Annotated in this window: 19 protein-coding genes; 10 read left to right on the top strand and 9 right to left on the bottom strand. The window is 71.6% G+C overall.

Annotated features, from left to right (window positions below; translation table 11 throughout):
- Positions 1 to 206: 206 nt before the first annotated feature.
- Both CXR44_RS37725 and CXR44_RS37720 read right to left on the bottom strand, forming a co-directional pair.
- Positions 207 to 1,358, bottom strand: a complete 1,152-nt coding sequence (locus CXR44_RS37725; protein WP_101790954.1) for an FAD-dependent monooxygenase — start codon at positions 1,356 to 1,358, stop codon at positions 207 to 209.
- The gene (locus tag CXR44_RS37720) at positions 1,355 to 1,810 is read right to left on the bottom strand and encodes a GbsR/MarR family transcriptional regulator (RefSeq protein WP_245899933.1); all 456 of its coding nucleotides are present in this window, start codon (positions 1,808 to 1,810) and stop codon (positions 1,355 to 1,357) included. Before CXR44_RS37720 ends, CXR44_RS37725 begins: the two co-directional genes overlap by 4 nt.
- A gap of 127 nt (positions 1,811 to 1,937) precedes the next feature.
- Between CXR44_RS37720 and CXR44_RS37715 the strand changes: the two genes are divergently transcribed.
- Entirely contained in the window at positions 1,938 to 2,201 is a 264-nt protein-coding gene (locus CXR44_RS37715) for a DUF998 domain-containing protein (RefSeq protein WP_245899931.1), read from the top strand.
- A gap of 266 nt (positions 2,202 to 2,467) precedes the next feature.
- Here CXR44_RS37715 and CXR44_RS37710 read toward each other — a convergent pair whose 3' ends face one another.
- Both CXR44_RS37710 and CXR44_RS39185 read right to left on the bottom strand, forming a co-directional pair.
- Positions 2,468 to 3,082: a TetR/AcrR family transcriptional regulator gene (locus CXR44_RS37710; RefSeq protein ID WP_101790951.1), complete on the bottom strand. Its 615-nt coding sequence runs from the start codon at positions 3,080 to 3,082 to the stop codon at positions 2,468 to 2,470.
- A 36-nt stretch (positions 3,083 to 3,118) separates the two neighbouring features.
- Positions 3,119 to 3,268 carry a multidrug efflux MFS transporter gene (locus CXR44_RS39185; RefSeq protein ID WP_144070229.1) on the bottom strand — a complete coding sequence of 50 codons (150 nt, stop codon included), beginning with the start codon at positions 3,266 to 3,268 and terminating at the stop codon, positions 3,119 to 3,121.
- 380 nt (positions 3,269 to 3,648) lie between these two features.
- Here CXR44_RS39185 and CXR44_RS37705 point away from each other — a divergent pair, with 380 nt between their 5' ends.
- A complete protein-coding gene (locus CXR44_RS37705) occupies positions 3,649 to 4,632 on the top strand; it encodes a GlxA family transcriptional regulator (RefSeq protein WP_101790974.1) in 984 nt (327 codons plus the stop codon).
- A gap of 162 nt (positions 4,633 to 4,794) precedes the next feature.
- On the opposite strand, the gene CXR44_RS37700 is transcribed toward CXR44_RS37705, so the two are convergent.
- Positions 4,795 to 5,604, bottom strand: a complete 810-nt coding sequence (locus tag CXR44_RS37700; RefSeq protein ID WP_245899927.1) for a TetR/AcrR family transcriptional regulator — start codon at positions 5,602 to 5,604, stop codon at positions 4,795 to 4,797.
- Between the two features lie 58 nt (positions 5,605 to 5,662).
- Here CXR44_RS37700 and CXR44_RS37695 point away from each other — a divergent pair, with 58 nt between their 5' ends.
- From CXR44_RS37695 to CXR44_RS37685, 3 genes are all read left to right on the top strand, one after another.
- On the top strand, positions 5,663 to 6,607 hold the full coding sequence (locus CXR44_RS37695) for an ATP-binding cassette domain-containing protein (RefSeq protein ID WP_101790949.1): 945 nt from the start codon (positions 5,663 to 5,665) through the stop codon (positions 6,605 to 6,607).
- Entirely contained in the window at positions 6,604 to 7,422 is an 819-nt protein-coding gene (locus tag CXR44_RS37690) for an ABC transporter permease (RefSeq protein ID WP_101790948.1), read from the top strand. The genes CXR44_RS37695 and CXR44_RS37690 overlap by 4 nt, the downstream gene beginning before the upstream one ends.
- A 168-nt stretch (positions 7,423 to 7,590) precedes the next feature.
- Entirely contained in the window at positions 7,591 to 8,529 is a 939-nt protein-coding gene (locus CXR44_RS37685; RefSeq protein WP_101790973.1) for a cyclase family protein, read from the top strand.
- 559 nt (positions 8,530 to 9,088) lie between these two features.
- Here the strand turns inward: CXR44_RS37685 and CXR44_RS37675 are convergent.
- Positions 9,089 to 9,466 carry a VOC family protein gene (locus CXR44_RS37675; protein ID WP_101790946.1) on the bottom strand — a complete coding sequence of 126 codons (378 nt, stop codon included), beginning with the start codon at positions 9,464 to 9,466 and terminating at the stop codon, positions 9,089 to 9,091.
- Between the two features lie 83 nt (positions 9,467 to 9,549).
- Positions 9,550 to 12,849 (bottom strand): ATP-binding protein, encoded by a 3,300-nt coding sequence (locus CXR44_RS37670; protein WP_245899914.1) that lies wholly within the window; start codon positions 12,847 to 12,849, stop codon positions 9,550 to 9,552.
- A 101-nt stretch (positions 12,850 to 12,950) separates the two neighbouring features.
- Here CXR44_RS37670 and CXR44_RS37665 point away from each other — a divergent pair, with 101 nt between their 5' ends.
- The 4 genes from CXR44_RS37665 (at position 12,951) to CXR44_RS37650 (ending at position 15,871) form a co-directional block, all read left to right on the top strand.
- On the top strand, positions 12,951 to 13,589 hold the full coding sequence (locus tag CXR44_RS37665; RefSeq protein ID WP_101790945.1) for a hemerythrin domain-containing protein: 639 nt from the start codon (positions 12,951 to 12,953) through the stop codon (positions 13,587 to 13,589).
- A gap of 36 nt (positions 13,590 to 13,625) precedes the next feature.
- Positions 13,626 to 14,054, top strand: a complete 429-nt coding sequence (locus tag CXR44_RS37660; RefSeq protein ID WP_101790944.1) for a DUF4267 domain-containing protein — start codon at positions 13,626 to 13,628, stop codon at positions 14,052 to 14,054.
- Between the two features lie 63 nt (positions 14,055 to 14,117).
- Positions 14,118 to 15,428, top strand: a complete 1,311-nt coding sequence (locus CXR44_RS37655) for an FAD-binding oxidoreductase (protein WP_219602256.1) — start codon at positions 14,118 to 14,120, stop codon at positions 15,426 to 15,428.
- 128 nt (positions 15,429 to 15,556) lie between these two features.
- Positions 15,557 to 15,871: a hypothetical protein gene (locus CXR44_RS37650; RefSeq protein WP_101790942.1), complete on the top strand. Its 315-nt coding sequence runs from the start codon at positions 15,557 to 15,559 to the stop codon at positions 15,869 to 15,871.
- Between the two features lie 130 nt (positions 15,872 to 16,001).
- Here CXR44_RS37650 and CXR44_RS37645 read toward each other — a convergent pair whose 3' ends face one another.
- The gene (locus CXR44_RS37645) at positions 16,002 to 16,304 is read right to left on the bottom strand and encodes a hypothetical protein (protein ID WP_101790941.1); all 303 of its coding nucleotides are present in this window, start codon (positions 16,302 to 16,304) and stop codon (positions 16,002 to 16,004) included.
- 107 nt (positions 16,305 to 16,411) lie between these two features.
- Positions 16,412 to 17,074, bottom strand: coding sequence for a class I SAM-dependent methyltransferase (locus CXR44_RS37640; RefSeq protein ID WP_101790940.1), 663 nt, complete (start codon positions 17,072 to 17,074; stop codon positions 16,412 to 16,414).
- A 38-nt stretch (positions 17,075 to 17,112) separates the two neighbouring features.
- On the opposite strand from CXR44_RS37640, the gene CXR44_RS37635 reads away from it, so the two are divergent.
- Complete coding sequence (locus CXR44_RS37635) at positions 17,113 to 17,550, top strand: MerR family transcriptional regulator (RefSeq protein ID WP_101790939.1); 438 nt, start codon at positions 17,113 to 17,115, stop codon at positions 17,548 to 17,550.
- Positions 17,551 to 17,576 lie beyond the last annotated feature (26 nt).

Genomic DNA, 17,576 nt, shown 5'->3' with positions numbered 1-17,576 from the left:
GAAGGTGTCATCAAGCCGTTGCCCACATGGAAGCGACGCCTCATCACGACACTGCTGATGGCCGGAACGACCAGCGCCGGTCTCGCGGCTGTGTGCGGGGGATCCCGGGACACCCTCGTGCTGTACTTTTCCACCGGCATCGTGGCGGCCCGCCGGCCGGATGAGACGCACCGCCTTCCCGCTCGCCGCCGGGAGCCGGCCCGGCGTCAGGGGCGCGTCGATGAGGGCAGGCGCGGCGGCCGCCATCGCCAGGTGGGGTTTCCGTCAGCGGCGATGCCCTTGCGCCACAACGGCGCCGGCATCAGCCGGATCATCGTCACCATCGCCCGGTGGGCGGCCCTGGAGGTGGTGCGGTCGCCGTCCTTGCGGGCGCCTCGGGCGGTTGCCTGCGTGCGCGGGCGGCGTTCGGTGTCGTAGCGGCGCAGCGCGGCCTCGATCCTGGGCTCGCCGGCGAGGGCTGCGGCGAGCACGACGGCGTCCTCGATCGACTGCCCGGCGCCCTGGCCGCGGTCCGGGCTCATCGCGTGCGCGGCGTCGCCGAGCAGGGCCACCCGGCCGCGCACGTAGGTCGGCAACGGCTCCAGGTCACAGATGTCGATATGGATCACCGCCTCGGCCGGGGTGGCCTCGACCAGGGCCGGGATCGGGTCGTGCCAGGCGCCGACACGGGCGGCGACTTCGGCCTTCTCCTGGTCGTAGCGGACGCCCGGCGTGTCGGCTGTGGTGACGTGGGCCCAGTACGCGCGATCGCGCGCGATGGGGTGAACGAGAAGGTAGCCGCCTGGACCGAGGGTGATGCTGCCCGGCAGGCCGGCGATCGGGGCGATGCCCAGCCATGCGGTACGGGCCAGGAAGCGCGGCGGTGGCGCGTCCGGCCACAGCAGGCGGCGGACGGTGCTCCGGATGCCGTCGGCGGCGATGACGAGGTCGGCGGTCAGCTCGCCGCCGACGAAGTCGACGGTCACGTTGCTGCCGCTCTGCCGGACGGCGGTGACCTCCGCACCTGTGCGGATCCAGTCGGCGGGTACGGCCTGCAGCAGCAGCCGGTGCAGATCGGCGCGAGCGAAGGCGAGCATCGCGGTCGCATCCCCGGGCCGGGCTCGTTGCAGGTAGCGGCCGTCCGGGGTACGCAGGTTGGCGGAGGCGTGGGTGGGCACCCCGACCGCACGGGCTTGGTCCTCGACGCCGAGCTCGGCCAGCGCGCGCAGGGCGTTGGGCGCTTGGGACATCCCGGCGCCGATCTCGCTCAGTTCGCTCGCCCGCTCCAGCACGGTGGCCCGCCAGCCGATCCGGTGCATCGCCAGCGCCGCGGCCAGCCCGCCGATGCCGCCGCCGACCACGATGGCGTGTCCGCTCATGAAGTCTCCTCGTCGCCGGGGCCGTCAACGGGTGGAGGCGGCGCGCTGTCGAAAATCTTGGCCATCCACTCGAAGGTGGCGTGCGCCTGGCGGACCCGTGCGGCACGTTCGTCGTCCGCGCCCACCAGGTCCACGCCGTCGCGGGCGATCTCCAGGAACGAGGCGATGGAGGCGATCTGGCGGCGCACCACGACCACCCAGGCGTCGTCGGCCATCCGGTAGTAGACGGTGCGCTCGCCCGGCCGGGTCCGCCAGGTGAGGAACCCCATGCTGGTCAGCAGCCGCAGGTTCGAGGTGAGGGAGGCGCGGCTGGCGCCGATGGCGGTGCTGATCTGCCCGGCGGACTGCTCGGGCGGATCGCAGACCATCAGCCAGCCGAGCACCCGCCCGGCGATCGGTGGCACACCGTCGCGCGCCAGATACATGGCGACGCGTTCAACCCACTCCAGCAACGCATCTCCTTGAGTCATGCCGGACCCGCCCTCCCTCTTACAGTTATTTCAGTATGGGCTAAAATATCTGTATTGATCAAGTGGGCGTCCGTTGATTGACCGCGCGTATCCTCACGCCGCTGCTCTGGTGCCGGTGCTGTTGTGGGCCGACGACGCCACCCGGCCCGGTCACAGCCTGTGGCACCACAGCGCCAGCCAGCTCGGCACCGGCGAGCGCGCCTGGCTGCAGACGGCGAACTTCGTGCTCGGCGGGATGCTCTTGCTGGCCTTCGCGGCCGGACTGCGCCGGGCGTTGCGCGGCGGCTCAGTGCGGCGGCCTTCGTCCTGGCGCGGCGCCTGCGGGAACGAGGCCGGAGCTGGGCCCGCTACTCTCACCTGTCGGGGGCACTGATCATCGTCTCCGCGTTCGCCGCCGGTATCGCCTGCCGCCTCGACGTCCTGGGAGTCTGGCGACCGGCACCGGCGGGACTGCTCGAACACGTCTCCTTGCTGACCGGCTTCTGCTGGCTCATCGCGCTGAGTGTTCATCTGCTGCGCACGCGAACGTGAGACGACAGCCAAGATTTCTCATCATCCGGCTGGGTAGGACGACGGTCCGCCGGCAGAGGCGGCGGAAGCGCGTTCACGGTCCTTGTCCCATGCCGATCCGGGGTGGAGTCATTCGTTGCGCCGGGCCAGGCCCGCGGCGACGATCTCGATGAGCAGGTCGAGGATCTTGGGGTAGAGGACCGGGTCGCCGAGCCGTTCGGCGAACATCGGCACCAGCAGCACGCACTGCAGGACGCCGATGATGACGGCCGGCTCGGCGGCGACCAGGTCGCCCCGGTCCTTGTGGGCGGCGACGTACTCGGTCAGTGCGGTGGCGGGGTTGTCCGGCATGGCGGCGACCCGTTCGGGGTCCAGCTTGCGGGCCACAGCCTGCATCTCCTCCGGATGGGTCATCAGGCGGCGCCACAGCGGGTTGGCCGACAACTCCTCGATGGTGGCGTGCAGGAAGCGGCGCAGTCCTTCGCGTGTGTCGTCGGTGCTCAGCAGCGCGCCGTCGATGACGCGGCGCGTGACCTCGCCCGACTGCTGGAGCATCAGCTCCAGATACAGCGCCTCCTTGGAGTCGAAGAACACGTAGAAACTGCTCTTGGCCACTCCGGTGGGGGCCATCAGCTCTTCCAGGGACGTCTTGCGCAGCCCTTGGCTGGTGAACAGCTTCTGCCCGGTCTCCAGGAGCAGGGCGGTGATGCGGGCCTTTTCCTGGGCGGTGAACGCGGGCGGCATCGGACGACCATTCCTTCCCTCAAGCGAACAGATCGTTCATATGGTTTCACGAGCCCGCCTCGATGCGCCCAGTTCGCGCATCAGCGACGGGATGGCCAGGTTGAGGATGGTGTTGTCGATCAGGCCACCATCCTGGACGTCCTCATCACGGTCCGCTGACAGGCGAGGAAGCCGCAGGGTGCTCAAGGATGGCCAGGCGGACCTTCGCGTTGAACCGTTATTGTGAGAGCCCACGCGGCGAGCGATATGGCCGGCAGCGGGCGCGGCGGGTCGTCGGGCGCGTGCTCGGTGCAGTGGTGCGATGCCGGCCGATGAGGCCGCGTGCCCAAGGTGGGCTTGGCTGGGTGGTGGCGGGGTCGAACAGGACTTGATCACGGGGCGCCGGCGGTGTCATGCCGAGGTTCTCGGTGGAACAGGACCTGCGCCTGCCCCTGTCGCTCATCGAGGCCCTGATCGCCGGCGCAACCTTCGCCGACCGCCGGAGCGCGCCGCACCGCGGGCGCGGGGCTCGGGCCGTGATGGGGGAGTACGGACGACGCGCGTTCACGGAAGGTGGAAATCTCGCTATGCCAAGCAGGCCTGACGGGCACAGACACGTCATCGCGGTCGCGGTCACCGATGCCGTGCCGACGTTCGAACTGGCGGTCCCGTGCGAAGTCTTCGGCGTTGACCGTAGCGACATCGTCGCTCCCTGGTACGAATTACGCCTGTGCGCCGCAGAGCCGGGTCCTCTGCGGACACCGGCGGGGATGCGGGTCGACACCACCCATGGGCTGGAAGATCTCGCCGAGGCGGACACCGTCATCGTGCCGGCGATCGACAGGGACATTCAGCTCAACCCGCCCCCGCTCCTGATCAAGGCGCTGCGCTCGGCCCACGACCACGGCCGCCGGATCGTCTCCCTGTGCACCGGTGCGTACGTGCTCGCCACCGCTGGGCTGCTCGACGGCCGCAAGGCCACAACCCACTGGATGAACGCCGGCGACTTCGCCCACCGCTTCCCCGCCGTTCAGGTCCAACCGGATGTGCTCTACACCGACGACGGCGACATACTGACGTCAGCGGGAACAGCCGCGGCCATCGATCTGTGCCTGCACCTGGTACGCCTGGACCACGGCGCGGCAGTGGCCAACGAGATCGCCCGCCGCATGGTCGTCCCTCCTCCTCGCGAGGCGGCGGAGCCCCAGGTCGCCCAGCTGCTGGTTCGACCCGAGATCCGCAGCGAACTCACGCCGGTGTTGCAGTGGGCGCGTGCGAACCTGGACCGGTCGCTCACGGTTTCCGACTTCGCCAGGGCCGCCCGTATGAGCGAGCGGACTCTGGCCCGCCGATTCCGCGAGGTACTCGACATCACCCCGAAGAAGTGGCTCATGCAACAGCGGGTCCGCCTGGCACAGGAACTGCTGGAGACCTCCGACGAGTCGATCGACAAGATCGCGAAGCGCACGGGGTTCGGCGCCGCCGCCAACTTCCGGCACCACTTCAGCCGGATCACCGGCCAGTCTCCGCAGACGTATCGCCACATCTTCCGCGATCGGGCGGCCGGGTGAGACACGACCGACCCCTAGCCGGCCGCATCCGCCCAGGCTCGCAGCGGCGTGGCCTTCTGAAGTGCTGTTGGCCACGGCAGGAGCAGTTGCGAGAGGTCCGGGTCCCTCGACACGTCGGCGGTCCTGGCAGGCAGGCCGGCCGGGTGCGGGCCGCCGCCGTGCCTATCGGTGCCCTGGCCCGTCCTGTTCTTCCCGCTCCTCCCGGTGCGCCGGCATCGCAGACCCGGCCGTTGACGGGAGGGCCGCGGCGATGCAGTCGAGGACGCGCTGGAGCCCGTACCGGAACTGGTCGTCACGGCTCAGGTGCGGCTGGCGCGCCTCCATCACGATCTTGGTGAAGATCGGGTACTCCCCGCTCTTCACCAGCCGGTCGACGTACGGGGAGCTCCGCTCCATCCACTCCGACTCGCTGAGCCCGCTGCGGCGGACCTCCTCGGCCGAGCTGATCTCCTCGCGGACGGTGCCCTCGACGTAGCCGTTCAGCACGGCCATGAGGCTGAGGTTCTCGTCGATGGAGACGAAGGGGTCGAGCACTCCCATCAGCCGTTCGATCAGGAGCAGCTGGTTGGGGCCGAAGCTGGGGAGTGACCGCTGCACGGTGGAGATCCACGGGTGCCTCAGCCACATGGCCCGCAGCCCGTCGGCGTAGCGGGTCAGGTCGGCGCGCCAGTCGCCCGAGGGCATGCCCGTGACGTCGATCTCGCCCATCAGCCGGTCGGCCATGAGCTCGACCAGGTTGTCGCGGCTCGGGACGTACCGGTAGAGGGACATCGCGCCGGCGCCGATCTCGGCGGCGATCCGCCGCATGGTGGCGGCGTCGAGCCCCTCGGCGTCGGCGATCCGGATCGCCGCCTCGGTGATCTGCGCGCGGCTGTAGACCGGCTTCGGGCCGCGGGCGGGGCGCTCGGGCCGCATCCAGATGCTCACGTATTCGGCGTCGGCCACCGTCTCCTCCCCTCCAGTTGCGTACATAGTACCCAGTACTCTAGCCTGACCCGGAACCGCGTACAACGTACCCAGTGGAGGCGACATGCCTGATCCGATCGTGGTCGCCGAAGGGCTGCACAAGTCCTTCGGCGACACCCATGCGCTGCGAGGACTGGACCTGAGCGTCCCGAGAGGAACCGTCTGCGGGGTGCTGGGGCCCAACGGCGCGGGGAAGACGACCGCGGTGCGCATCCTGGCGACCCTGTCCGATCCCGATGCCGGCCACGCCCGCATCGCCGGATACGACGTCGTCCGGGAGGCGGACCAGGTACGCGCCAGGATCGGGCTCGCGGGCCAGTACGCCGCCGTGGACGAGAAACTCACCGGCCGTGGCAACCTGCGCATGTTCGGGCGCCTGTGCCACCTGCCCCGGCGCGAGGCGCACCGGCGGGCCGACGAGCTGCTCGAACGCTTCGGGCTGATGGAAGCCGCCGATCGGCAGGTCTCCGGCTACTCCGGCGGCATGCGGCGCCGCCTCGACCTGATCGCCAGCCTCATCCTGCGCCCCGAGGTGCTCTTCCTGGACGAGCCGACCACCGGCCTGGACCCGCGCAGCCGCGGCGAGATCTGGGACCACGTCCGCGAGCTGGTGGCGGACGGCACCACGGTGCTGCTCACCACGCAGTACCTGGACGAGGCCGACCAGCTGGCCGACGACATCGCCGTCGTCGACCACGGCCAGGTCATCGCCACGGGCACCCCCGACGAGCTGAAGGCCACGATCGGCGACCGCCTCGACGTCGTCCTCGACGACCCCGCCGCACTGCCTGCGGCGATGACCGTCCTGAACACCCTCACCGGCACCGATCCCACGACGACGGGCGCCGACCGGCTCAGCGTCGCCCTGCCCGGCGGCGGCTTCCGGCTCGCCGACATCGTGCGCGACCTCGACCACGCCGGGGTCGCCGCCGCAGACGTGAGCCTGCGCCGCCCCACCCTCGACGAGGTGTTCCTGCGCCTCACCGACCGTAAGGAGACCGTGCGATGACCGCCCTCACCTCACCACTGGGCCGCCTGCGCTGGACGCTCACCGACGGGCTGACCCTGGTCGGCCGCGAGCTGGGCCGCCTGCGACACGACCCCGGCGAGCTCGTCGCGGCACTGATCTTCCCGGCCGTCATGGTGCTGCTGTTCGGGTACGTCTTCGGCAGCGCGATCCAGGTGCCGGACGGCGGCGACTACCGCGAGTACCTCATGCCCGGCCTGTTCGCGATGGTGACCTTCTCCGCGCTGATGGGGGTCATGACGCGGATGGCCGCCGACGCCTCCCGCGGCGTGATGGACCGGTTCCGGTCGATGCCGATGGCGCGCCTGGCGGTGCCGTTCGGGCAGACCGGCGCCGACCTGCTGACCGGCCTGCTGATGCTGGCCATCATGGTGGGCGCGGGCCTGCTGGTGGGCTGGCAGCCGCACCGCGGCCTGATCCCCACGGCCCAGGCGTTCCTGCTGATGGTCGTGCTGCGGTACGCGCTGAGCTGGGTGGGCGTCTACGTGGGCCTGGCGGTGAAGAACGACCAGGTCGCCGACGCGATGGTGCCGCTGTTCCTGCCGTTCACGATGCTGTCGAACGCGTTCGTCCCGACCGACGGCATGCCGGGCTGGCTGCGCTTCCTGGCCGACTGGAACCCGGTGAGCGCGCTCACCGCCGCCTCACGGGAGCTGTTCGGCAACCCGGGAGCTCCGTCCGGAAGCGTGGCCTGGCCACTGGCGCATCCGGTGGCCACCGTCCTGCTCTGGTCGGCCGCGCTGCTGCTGATCTTCGTCCCGCTGTCGCTCCGCGCCTACACGCGCCGAGGACGCTGAACGCTCCAGGCGTCTTGCGGACCGGCTCGACGTGGTCCGGAGCGTAGTCGTGCTTCTGGGGCTTGCGCGGAGATGACGGCCGATCGGGACCGGGCGGGATACCCTGCCTGCAGTGCCCCGAACCACGTGACCGGAGGAGTCGATGCTGGGATGACGGCGGAGCGACCGATGCCCACGCAGGACGACGTGCTCGGATACTTCGACACGCTGTCGAACTGGGGCCGGTGGGGCGACGACGACGAGCTCGGCACTCTGAACCACATCACCGACGATGTCCGGCTGGCGGCGGCGCGGGCCGTGCGCCACGGCAGGAGCGTGTCGTGCGCGTGGGAGGTCGCCGCGCCGGAGGACATGGAGCGGTCGACGACGACATGCCCGTGCGCCGCCGACATGCCGGGCGCCGACAACATGCCGGCGCCCGGCTTCCGCAACGACCGGCGCTGGGGCTTCTCGTCGGAGCGGCTCGGCGTCACGTTCCACGGCAACACGCTCACCCACGTCGACTCGCCGTGCCACATCTTCTGGGACGGCATGATGTACAACGGGCGGTCGCACTCGCTGGTCGACGCCGCGACGGGATCGGCGTGGGCGTCCGTCACGGCGGCGGCGAACGGGATCATCACGCGTGGCGTCCTGCTGGACATCGCGAGCGTGCGCGATGTGCCGTGGCTGGAACCCGGGCAGGGAGTGTTTCCCGACGATCTCGAGGAGGCCGAGCGTCGCCAGGGTGTGCGGGTGCGGTCCGGCGACGCGGTACTCCTGCGCACCGGCCGTGGCCGCGTCCGGCGCGAGAACGGTGCGGTCAGCGGTTTCACGCAGGCCGGGTGGCACGCGTCCTGCCTGCCGTGGCTGCATGAACGGGAGGTCGCGCTGATCGGCGCCGACACTCCGCAGGACGTCCAGCCGTCGGGGTACGAAGACGTGTTGATGCCGGTGCACGCCGTGAGCCTCGTCGCGATGGGTCTGTGGATGCTCGACAACTGCGACCTGGAGGCGTGCGCGACGACGGCTGCCGAGCTCGGCCAGTGGGACTTCCACCTCGCAGTCGCGCCGGTACGCTTCGCCGGTACGTCCGGCAGCCCGGTCAACCCGATCGCCACATTCTGACCCGCGGCCCCCGGTCGGCTCGGCAGGAAGCTCGAAGACTCGGAACCGAGGGAGGCGCGACAGTGCGAGACCAGCTCCTTGGGGGCCGTTACCGGTTGGTGCGGCAGCTCGGCGAGGGCGGGATGGGGCACGTGTGGGAGGCACAGGACGAGATACTGGACCGGCCCGTCGCAGTCTCGCGCCCGCGGCGAACGCGTCCACCTTGTTCTACACCGAGCCGGACATCCCTGCCGCGCTCCAGCCAGGGGAGTACGTCGTCGTCACCAGCGTCAACGGGGACGGAACGCTGCGGTTGTGGGACCCGGCCACCGGCCGCCCTGTCTGTCAGCCGCTGACCGGCCACACCGCCACCATCGAGGAGGACGGAACGGTGCAGTTCTGGGACCTCGTCACCAGGCAGCCTTTCGGTCAGCCGCTGGCCACCCGCGCCAGCCTGCAGGTGTACATGGCGCTCTCCTTGCGCATCAGACACCGTACGCGGCCTTGGCGGGGGGCGACTGAACCGTTCCGCCGCGGGGGGACAGGGTGCCGCGGCGGCAACCCCGCGGGTCGGAACAGCCTAGCCGCCGTACGGCACGGTGATGATCTCCAGGTTGTGGCCGTTGGGGTCGGACCAGTAGAGGCCGCGTCCGCCGTCGTTGGTGTTGATCTGCCCCTCCCGCCGGTGGAACGGATCGGCCCAGTACGTCAGCCCGCGCTCCTTGATGCGGCCCCAGATCTGGTCGAACTCCTCCTCTCCGACCAGGAACGCGTAGTGCAGCGACGGCAGGTCGTCGCCCGCCTGCACGATGTCGATCGACACGTCGTTGCCGAGCGAGACAACCCGGAACGGCCCGTACTCCGGCGCCGGCTCCAGGCCGAGGATCTCGACGAGGAAGGCGGCGGTCGCGTCCCTGTCCCTGGCAGGCATGATGGTGTGGTTCAGATACACGGACATGCTCGAAGGCTACGCCAGAGCCTCGTGGAGGTCGTGGCGGGAGCTCACGCCGAGCGGGGTAGGCGCGGTAGAGGCGGTGTCCTTCAGCTCCGCTCGGGCTGAGGCCGCCGCACCGTGCCGGGCCGGTCCACCGAGCCCGTACCCCTTCCCGCCCCAGGCGACCCAGCAGCCAGCTTCCGTGACCGGGCCTCGGCGGCCCAGTGGGGCGCGTTCCACCGGTCGGCGATGGTGGCGGCGTGGGCGAAGTGGGCGGCGGCCTCGGTGCGGCCGAGGAAGACGGCCAGTTCACCGAGGGTGTGGGCGACCGGGGGCAGCGCCAAGGACAGGCTCGCGGCGCCCGCCGGGGGGCCGTCGCGGTGCGGAAGCAGCGCCGCGTAGATCTCCTCGGCGGCGTCGCGGTCGTTCAGGGCGATGATGGCCATCGCGCGGACCGTGGTGAGGAAGGTGAAGAAGAAGTCGGGACGGATCGGGCGGGGTGACGCGCGGACCGCGCGGGCCTCGGCGCCCAGGCCGTTGGCGTGGAGGGCGAGCGCGAGCAGGTCGGAGGTCATGGGGCCGAGCGTGGCGTGGAGGGCGCGCACGTCGTCCAGGTGCGCGCCGAGCGTGCCCTCGTTCAGCCGGATCGTGGCCAGGGCGAGGTGGAGAAAGCCCGTGGCGTGCACCGACCCGATGCGTCGCATGCCCTCGTCGGCCGTGCGGTAGAGGCGTTCGGCGTCGGCGAACCGGCCTTCGACGAGCGCCAGGCTCGCCAGCGTGATCTCGGCGACGGCGATCGCCTCGCGCATCCGGTAGGTGCGCGCGAGTTCCAGGGCCTCGGTGATCACCTGGCGCATGGTCACCGGGTCGTTGGCGGCGGCGGCGACGGCGGCATGGTTGAGCAGCCCGGAGACGCGGTAGACCGGCAGGTCGTGCTCGGTGCCGATCTCCACGAGCTCCCGGCAGAGCTCGGCATCGCTGTGGACCTCGGCCAGGATCTCGAGTGCCGCGGCCCGCAACCGGGGTTCGGTGGCGAGGTCGAGTGCCTCCCGCGCCGCCTCCAGAACGGTCGGGTCGTCCTCGCCGACCAGTTCCTGCGCGTACGCCGTCAGGAGCCGGGACCGCACCGGAGGAGCCAGTTCGCGCTTCAGCAGGCGGCTCAGGCGGTCGACGATGGGCCGGTCCACCGTGCCGTAGGTACGGGCCTGCCAGGGAGTCGGCTCCGTCCACGCGGTGAAAGCGGCGATCATCAGGTCGTCGCGGCCCAGGGACTCCGCGTACTCCACGGCTTCACGGCGCGTCTCGCGGGCGGCTGCGACGGCCCCCGCCCGGATCTGCGCGCGCATCAGCCTGCCGAGCAGTTCGACGCGTTCGTCCGGTCCGGTCGAGTTGGCGACGGCGTCGGTGAGGAGGTCGGCCGCCACCTCGTGGGCGTAACGGGCCTCGGCGAGCTCGGCGGCCTGGACGCAGTAGCCGACGGCCTTCGGTGAGCCGGCGCGCGCGTAGTGATGGGCCAGCGCCGCGACGTCGTCGGTGCCTTCGAGAGCGGCGGCGATGCGGGCGTGCATCCGGGTGGCACGCAATCTGCTGACGTCGGCGATGAGCGTGTCCCTGACGAGGGCGTGGACGAAGCGGATGAGGCCGGGACCGGGCTCGTCGAGAAGCCCGGCGATGACGCCCGCGTCCAGGGCGTCCATCACCCCGTCCTCGTCGGTGTCGGCGGCCTTGACCAGGACGTCCACCGAGCTCTCTCGCCCTGCGACCGCGGCGAGCCTGAGGACGGACACCCCTCCCTCGGGCAGGCGCGCGAGCCGGCGGCGCAGGACGTCCCGTACGCCTTCGGGGACCTCGGAGAGGGCGACCAGCGCGCCTTCGCCGTTCAGCAGCCGGGCGCTTTCGCGCACGTAGAACGGGTTGCCGCCGGTGCGCTCGGCGATTCCCGCGATGGTCTCCTCGTCGGCTTCGCACTCGGCCCTCACGAGCTCCGCGACGGCCTCGTCGTTCAGCCCCGGCAGCGCCAGGCGGAGGGGCGTGGCGCGCGCGAGGGAGGCCAGCGTTTCGGTGAGGCGCCCGCTCTCGTCCGCGCGGTACGCGGCGACGACCAGGACCGGCGCCCGCATGCCGACGACGCCGCCGACCAGTTCCAGCGTGGTGGCGTCCGCCCAGTGCAGGTCGTCCAGCACGACGGCGACCGGGCGTTCCGCGGCGACCGCCGCGAGCCACTTCCACACGGCTTGGCGCAGGCGGAACCGTCCAGCGGTGGCGTCGGCGTTCACCGGCTCGGTGTCGGTGAGCAGCGGCGCGAGGTCGTTCGCGTACGCGCCCGGGGACGTGGACGCGGCCACGGCGCTCAGCGCCTCGGTCCAGGCCCACGCGGGCGGCGCGCCGTCGACCTCGGGGCAGCGGCCGACGGCGACCAGCCAGCCGTCACGTTCGAGCCGCCTGCCGAGGTGTTCCAGCAGCGTCGACTTGCCCAGCCCGGCCTCGCCGGTGACGAGGGCGACACGGGCTCCGTCGGCGGCGGCCCCGGTGGCGGCCGTGACCAGTGCCGACAGCTGCGCCTCACGTCCGACGAACGGCGCCTCGGCGATCGGAGCCGTCCCCGGGAGGGGAGCCACGTGCGGGGGCGGGGGAGGGGGCACGGTCGCGCGTAGGACGTCCGTGCGCTGGGCGAGGATCGCCTCCTCCAACGCCCGCAGGTCCGGGCCGGGGTCGAGCCCGAGCTCCTCGGCGAGGATGCCGCGGGCGCGACGGAGCGTCGCCAGCGCGTCGGCTTGGCGGCCGCTGCTCCACAGGGCCAGGGCGTGCAATCGCCAGCCCTCCTCGCGGAGGGGCTCGTCGCGGGTGAGCCGCTCGGCCTCGGGAACCACCGCGGCGGGGTCGCCGATGCGCAGACCCGCGGCGACGTGCAGCTCGGCGGCGACCAGGCGTAGCTCGTTCAGCCGGGCCGTCTCGGCGGCGGCCCACGGCTCGTCGGCGACCTCGGCGAACGCCGGCCCCTGCCACAGTCCCAGCGCCTCGGCGAGCCGAGCCCGCGCGGCGCGTGGGTCGGTGTCCGTACGCGCCTGGCCCAGCAGGCCCTCGAACCGCCACGCGTCCACCGCCTCCGGAGGCAGCCGCAGCGCGTAACCCGGCGCCGCGCTGACCAGCAGCCGGGCCGGCGTGCGCGGCGGACGTCCGGGCTCCAGCAGCCGACGCAGGTTGGACACGTACGCCTGCAGGGACATCAGCGCCCGCGCGGGCGGCTCCCCGCGCCACAGATCCTCGATCATCCGGTCGACCGGCACGACCTGCCCGCGCGCCGCCACCAGCAACGCCAGCACGCCCCGCTGCCGGGGCCCGCCGAGGTGAACGGGCGCACCGTCCACCTCCGCCGCGAACGCGCCCAGCACCCGGATGAAGACCATGATCTGGACATCGTACGTGGGCGCTCCAAATCGGCTCCAAGCCCCCTCCAAACACCCGGGAGCAGCCTGGACACATCGCAACCGACCGAGGGCAGGGACAGATGAGCGTCAACACCCAGGACATGGAGATCGTCCACCGCGTTCTCCGCCGTGAGTCACGGCTGCTGATGGAGCTCGTCGCGGCCGTCACCCCGGGTGACACCGCTCGCGCCAAGGTGATCGCCGGCCACTTCCGCGTCTACCGGCTGGGCCTGCGCAACCATCACGAGGGCGAGGACGAGCTGCTGTGGCCGCCGCTGCTCTCCCGGGTGGACCTGGAGGCCGACATCGTCCTGCGCATGCAGGCCCAGCACGAACGCATCGCGGCCACCCTGACCAGGCTGGACGCCGCGGTCCCCGCCTGGGAGGCCACCGCGGGCGCCGACGAGCGCGACACCCTCGTGGCCGCCCTGTCCGAGCACCGCGCGGTCCTGCTGGCACACCTCGACGACGAGGAGGCCACCCTCCTCCCGCTCGCGGCCAAGCACATCACCCGGCAGGAGTGGGCCTCCCTGGGCGACCACCTGGTGAACAACACCCCCAGGCTCACCCTGCTCACGCTCTTCGGCGCGGCCATGGAGGACGCGAACCCGGCCGAGCGCGCCGCCGTCCTCAGCCGCCTCGCCGCCCCGACCCGCGTCCTCTGGCACGTCGTCGGCCGCCCCCGCTACGCCCGCCACATCCGCCGCGTCCGCGGCTGAACCCCTGCCCGGTCCGAACATCGAAGGAGAACACCCATGTCGCTGAAGAAGCTCAACACCGTCCTGGCCACCGCCGTCGTCCTGTTCACCCTCTACCTCGGGTCGTCCTTCCTCCTGCCCCTGGAGGCGTCCTTCCCGGGCCTGCCGAACTGGCCCTCCGGCGACAGCGGCTTCCCCGTCGTGAAGGGCAGCCGTGAAGTCGCGATGGGCCTGGCCATGGGCATCCTGCTGGTGACGGGCCGGCGCCGCGCCTTGGGCTGGGTCCTGGTGATGGTGGCCGTCGCCCCGTTCGGCGACATGGTCAACGTCCTGGCCCACCACGGCTCCGCTGCCGCCGCGTTCGGCATCCACGGCCTGACCTCGGCGCTGATCGCGGTCACGGGGTCGCTGCTCCTCCGCGAGACCGGCAAGGCGCGCACGACCCAGGGGACCACCACCCCGGCGCCCGCCGCGCGGCCCGCCTGACGTCCCCGTGGCGCGGCACGGCATTCTTTCCATTTTCTGACGACTCGACAAAGGAAGACGATGATGACGATCAACGATCTGCGGGGTGTCCTCAAAGGGCGCGTGCTCCTGCGCGATGACGACGGCTTCGAGCAGGCGGCCGCCGCGTGGAACCTGACCGTGAGGCAGCCGGTGGCGGCCGTGGCGGAGGCCGCGGACGCCGACGACGTGGCGGCGCTCGTGCGCTACGCGCGGCGGGCGGGTATGACGGTGACCGCGCAGCCGAGCGGGCATGGCGCCTCGGGTGACGTGGAAGGCCTGATCCTGTTGCGTACCGGCCTGCTGGACGAGGTGGAGGTACGCGCGGAGGAGCGCGTGGTCCGGGTGGGCGCGGGCGTGAAGTGGGGGCAGGTGCTGGCGGCGGCCGGGCCGCTGGGTCTGACCGGCCTGTCCGGCAGCGCGCCGGGGGTCAGCGTGACCGGCTACACCCTGGGCGGTGGGGTCGGCTGGTTCAGCCGCAGGTACGGCTTCGCCTCCGACAGCGTGCGGGCCGTCGACATCGTGGACGCCGACGGCGAGCCGGGCCGGGTGACCGCCGAGTCCGATCCCGAGCTGTTCTGGGCGCTGCGCGGCGGCGGCGGGGACTTCGCGATGGTGACCGCCCTCGAACTCGACCTGTACCCCGCGCCGGCCCTGTACGGCGGGCGCGTGATCTGGCCGGAGCACCGGACCAGGGAGGTGTACGACGCGTTCCTGGAGATCACCGCCGAGGCGCCACGCGAACTCAGCGTCTGGATCAACCGGCTCCAGCCCCCCGGCGCGCCGCCGATGGTGACGCTGGATCTGGCCTACCTGGGCGGGGCGGCTCAGGGGGAGGAGCTGCTGGCGCGCATCGACAAGATCGGGGGCGCGATCTCCGACAGCCGCGGCGTCCTCCCGGTCGCGGAGCTGGGTGGCATCAGCGCCGAGCCCACCGCTCCTGCCCCGTCCATCACTCGTGCGGAGCTGCTCACCGGCCTGGACGCGGACGCGGTGGAGCTCCTGCTGGCCAAGCCGGCCGAGCCGCTCATCAACGTCCAGATCAGGCACCTGGGCGGGGCGCTCGCCGAGCCGGGCGGCGGGGCCGGTGCGAGCGGCGCGCTGGCTGAGCCGTACCTGCTCGGCCTGCTGGGTCTCGGCCTGCCGCACGCGGCCGACGCGACGCGCGCCAAGCAGGCCGAGGTCGTGGCCGACCTGGAGGCCTACGTCAGCGGCCGCAAGCCGTACACCCTGCTGTCCCCCGGTGACACGGCGGCGATGTCCTTCTCCGGCAGCGCGCTCGCGCGGCTGCGCGAGATCAAGCGGGCCCGCGACCCGCACAACGTGTTCCGCGCGAACTACCCGGTGCTCGGATAGATCCGTCCCCGGCAGTAACGGCCCCTCCGCCCACCAGGACGGCGGGGCCGGACCGATCCGTCTGCGGACCGGCCCGGCGTCGATGCGATCTTGTGCGGAAGGGCACCTGTGGACGATCATGGACTCCCATGACGAAGAAGATCCTTTCCAGTGTCGCCGGTGTCGTTCTGGGGGCCGCCGCCATCGTGGGCAGCACCGCCTCCCCTGCGGCCGCGGTGGGCAGTTGCTCCAAGACCGCGAGCTCCGACCACTCGGTGAGCGTCCGGTGCACCAGCGGGCTTGAGACCTACTTCCGGGTCTACGGCTACTTCTGCTCCACCTCGTCCTGCTCGTACGTGCCGGGCGGCCTGGTCCCTCTGGGCGGCACGAGCAAGGCGTCCAGCAGCGCCTACTACAGCGGCAAGTGGTACGTGAAGGGCTGCTACGTGACCAGCGGCTGCTGACGCATGGGCGAGGCCGCCCGCCCCGTCGAGACGGGGCGGGCGGCGCGCTGCGCGGTCTGTCAGCGGAGGGCGAACGCGCGGAGCGTGGTTTGCTTGACGCGGTCGCCGGCCGCGTCCCACGTCTCGACCTTCAGGCCGACCGCGCCCTTGGTAGGGGGAAGGCCGCGTATCGCGCGGCGGTGGCCACGGTGAGCACCAGCGCCACGGCCGCGGCGAGCGCGCCGGTCCTGGGCAGCCACCGTGGCGCCCAAAGCGCGAGGAACGCCAGCAGGACCGGCAGGTAGTCGGTGGCGTAGCCGTGGGCTGTCCCGATCGCGAGCTGCAACGGACCCGGCTGCGGCGGCTCGTGGCCGAACCAGCCGTAGCTGTGGAGCATCAGCAGGGACAAGAAGGCCGGCGCGGTGGCCGCCAGGATGGCCAGGAGACGGAACATCGGCAGCCTCTCGCACGATCTTGGTCCGCGGAGAGCGTACCGGTGTTCCCGTCCGGACATCGCCCCGTCTCCGCCGCCGAGGGCTGTGAGACGTGTGAGCCGACATCTCAGGTCGCTGGAGACGGCATGCCGGCCGGGTTGTCGGCGAGCACACAGGCCACGGGCGGGTCGAGCTCGAGGGTCTCGACCCGGAGATGGATGAAGCCGGCCCGGGTGAGCATGTCCCGCAGTTCCTGGGCGGCTCGGGCCGTGTCCTTCCGGGTGGCGCCGGGGCAGCGGGGCTGGCTGACGAGCGCGATGCGCCCGGCGGGGCGGAGCAGGCGGCGCAGCTCGCCCAGCCGCTCCACCGGGTCGCGCCAGAACCCCACGGAGTTGACGGCGAGGATGGCATCGAGCGGATCGCCGAAGCTCGGCAGCTCCTCCACGGAGGCGCGCGTGAGGTGCACGCGCTGGGCGCGGACGGCGGCGGCGTTGCGACGGGCGGCCTGCCGGACCATGGCCTGCGAGTGGTCGATGCCGAAGACGTGGCCCCGGGTGGCGCGGGCGGCGAACTCGGCGATGGCGACGCCGGGACCGAAGCCGATCTCCAGCACCCGGTCGGTGGGCTGCACGTCCAGCAGCGACACCGCCCAGATGTTGCGCTTGCGGTTGGAGGGACGATGGGCGAACATCCAGCCGACCGCCCACCCGATGACGCCTCGGGGCTGATGGGCCTGGCGCACCAGTTTCCTGCGCGCGCGTTGCTTGAGAGATGTACCTGCTGCCTTCATGATCGCCAGTCAACGGCTTCAAGTATGCTTGAAGTCAAATGAGCGAGCAGTTGACGATCGGTGAGCTGGCGAGCCGCACGGGCGTCGCCACCTCCGCTCTGCGCTACTGGGAGGAGCTCGGCCTGCTGCCGGCGCCGGCCCGCGTCTCAGGCCAACGACGTTATCCGCCATCGGTCGTCGGGCTGGTCGGTGTGGTGTTGTCGCTGCGAGATGCCGGTTTCACGTTGCGGGAGGTCAAAGCGTTCATCGCGTCTCGTTCGCCGGTCAGCGACGGTCGGCGGGAGATGTACCAACGCAAGCTCGCCGAGCTGGATCAACGGATCGCCCAGGCACAGGTGGCACGCACCGCCATCGCCCACGGTTTGGCCTGCCCGCACGAGGACATCTTCGAGTGCTCCAACTTCGCCGGCGTGGTCGCGGCGCTCCTGGCGGGACGTTCTCTCGAAGAGGCTCACGCGCAGGTTCATCCGGACTGACCCTGCCGTAGGGGATAGGCGGCCTC

This window comes from Nonomuraea indica, assembly GCF_002850745.1.
Taxonomy (GTDB): Bacteria; Actinomycetota; Actinomycetes; order Streptosporangiales; family Streptosporangiaceae; genus Nonomuraea; species Nonomuraea indica.
The sequence above is the reverse complement of the archived record's forward strand: the minus strand, read 5'-3'. Positions and strand labels throughout refer to the sequence as shown.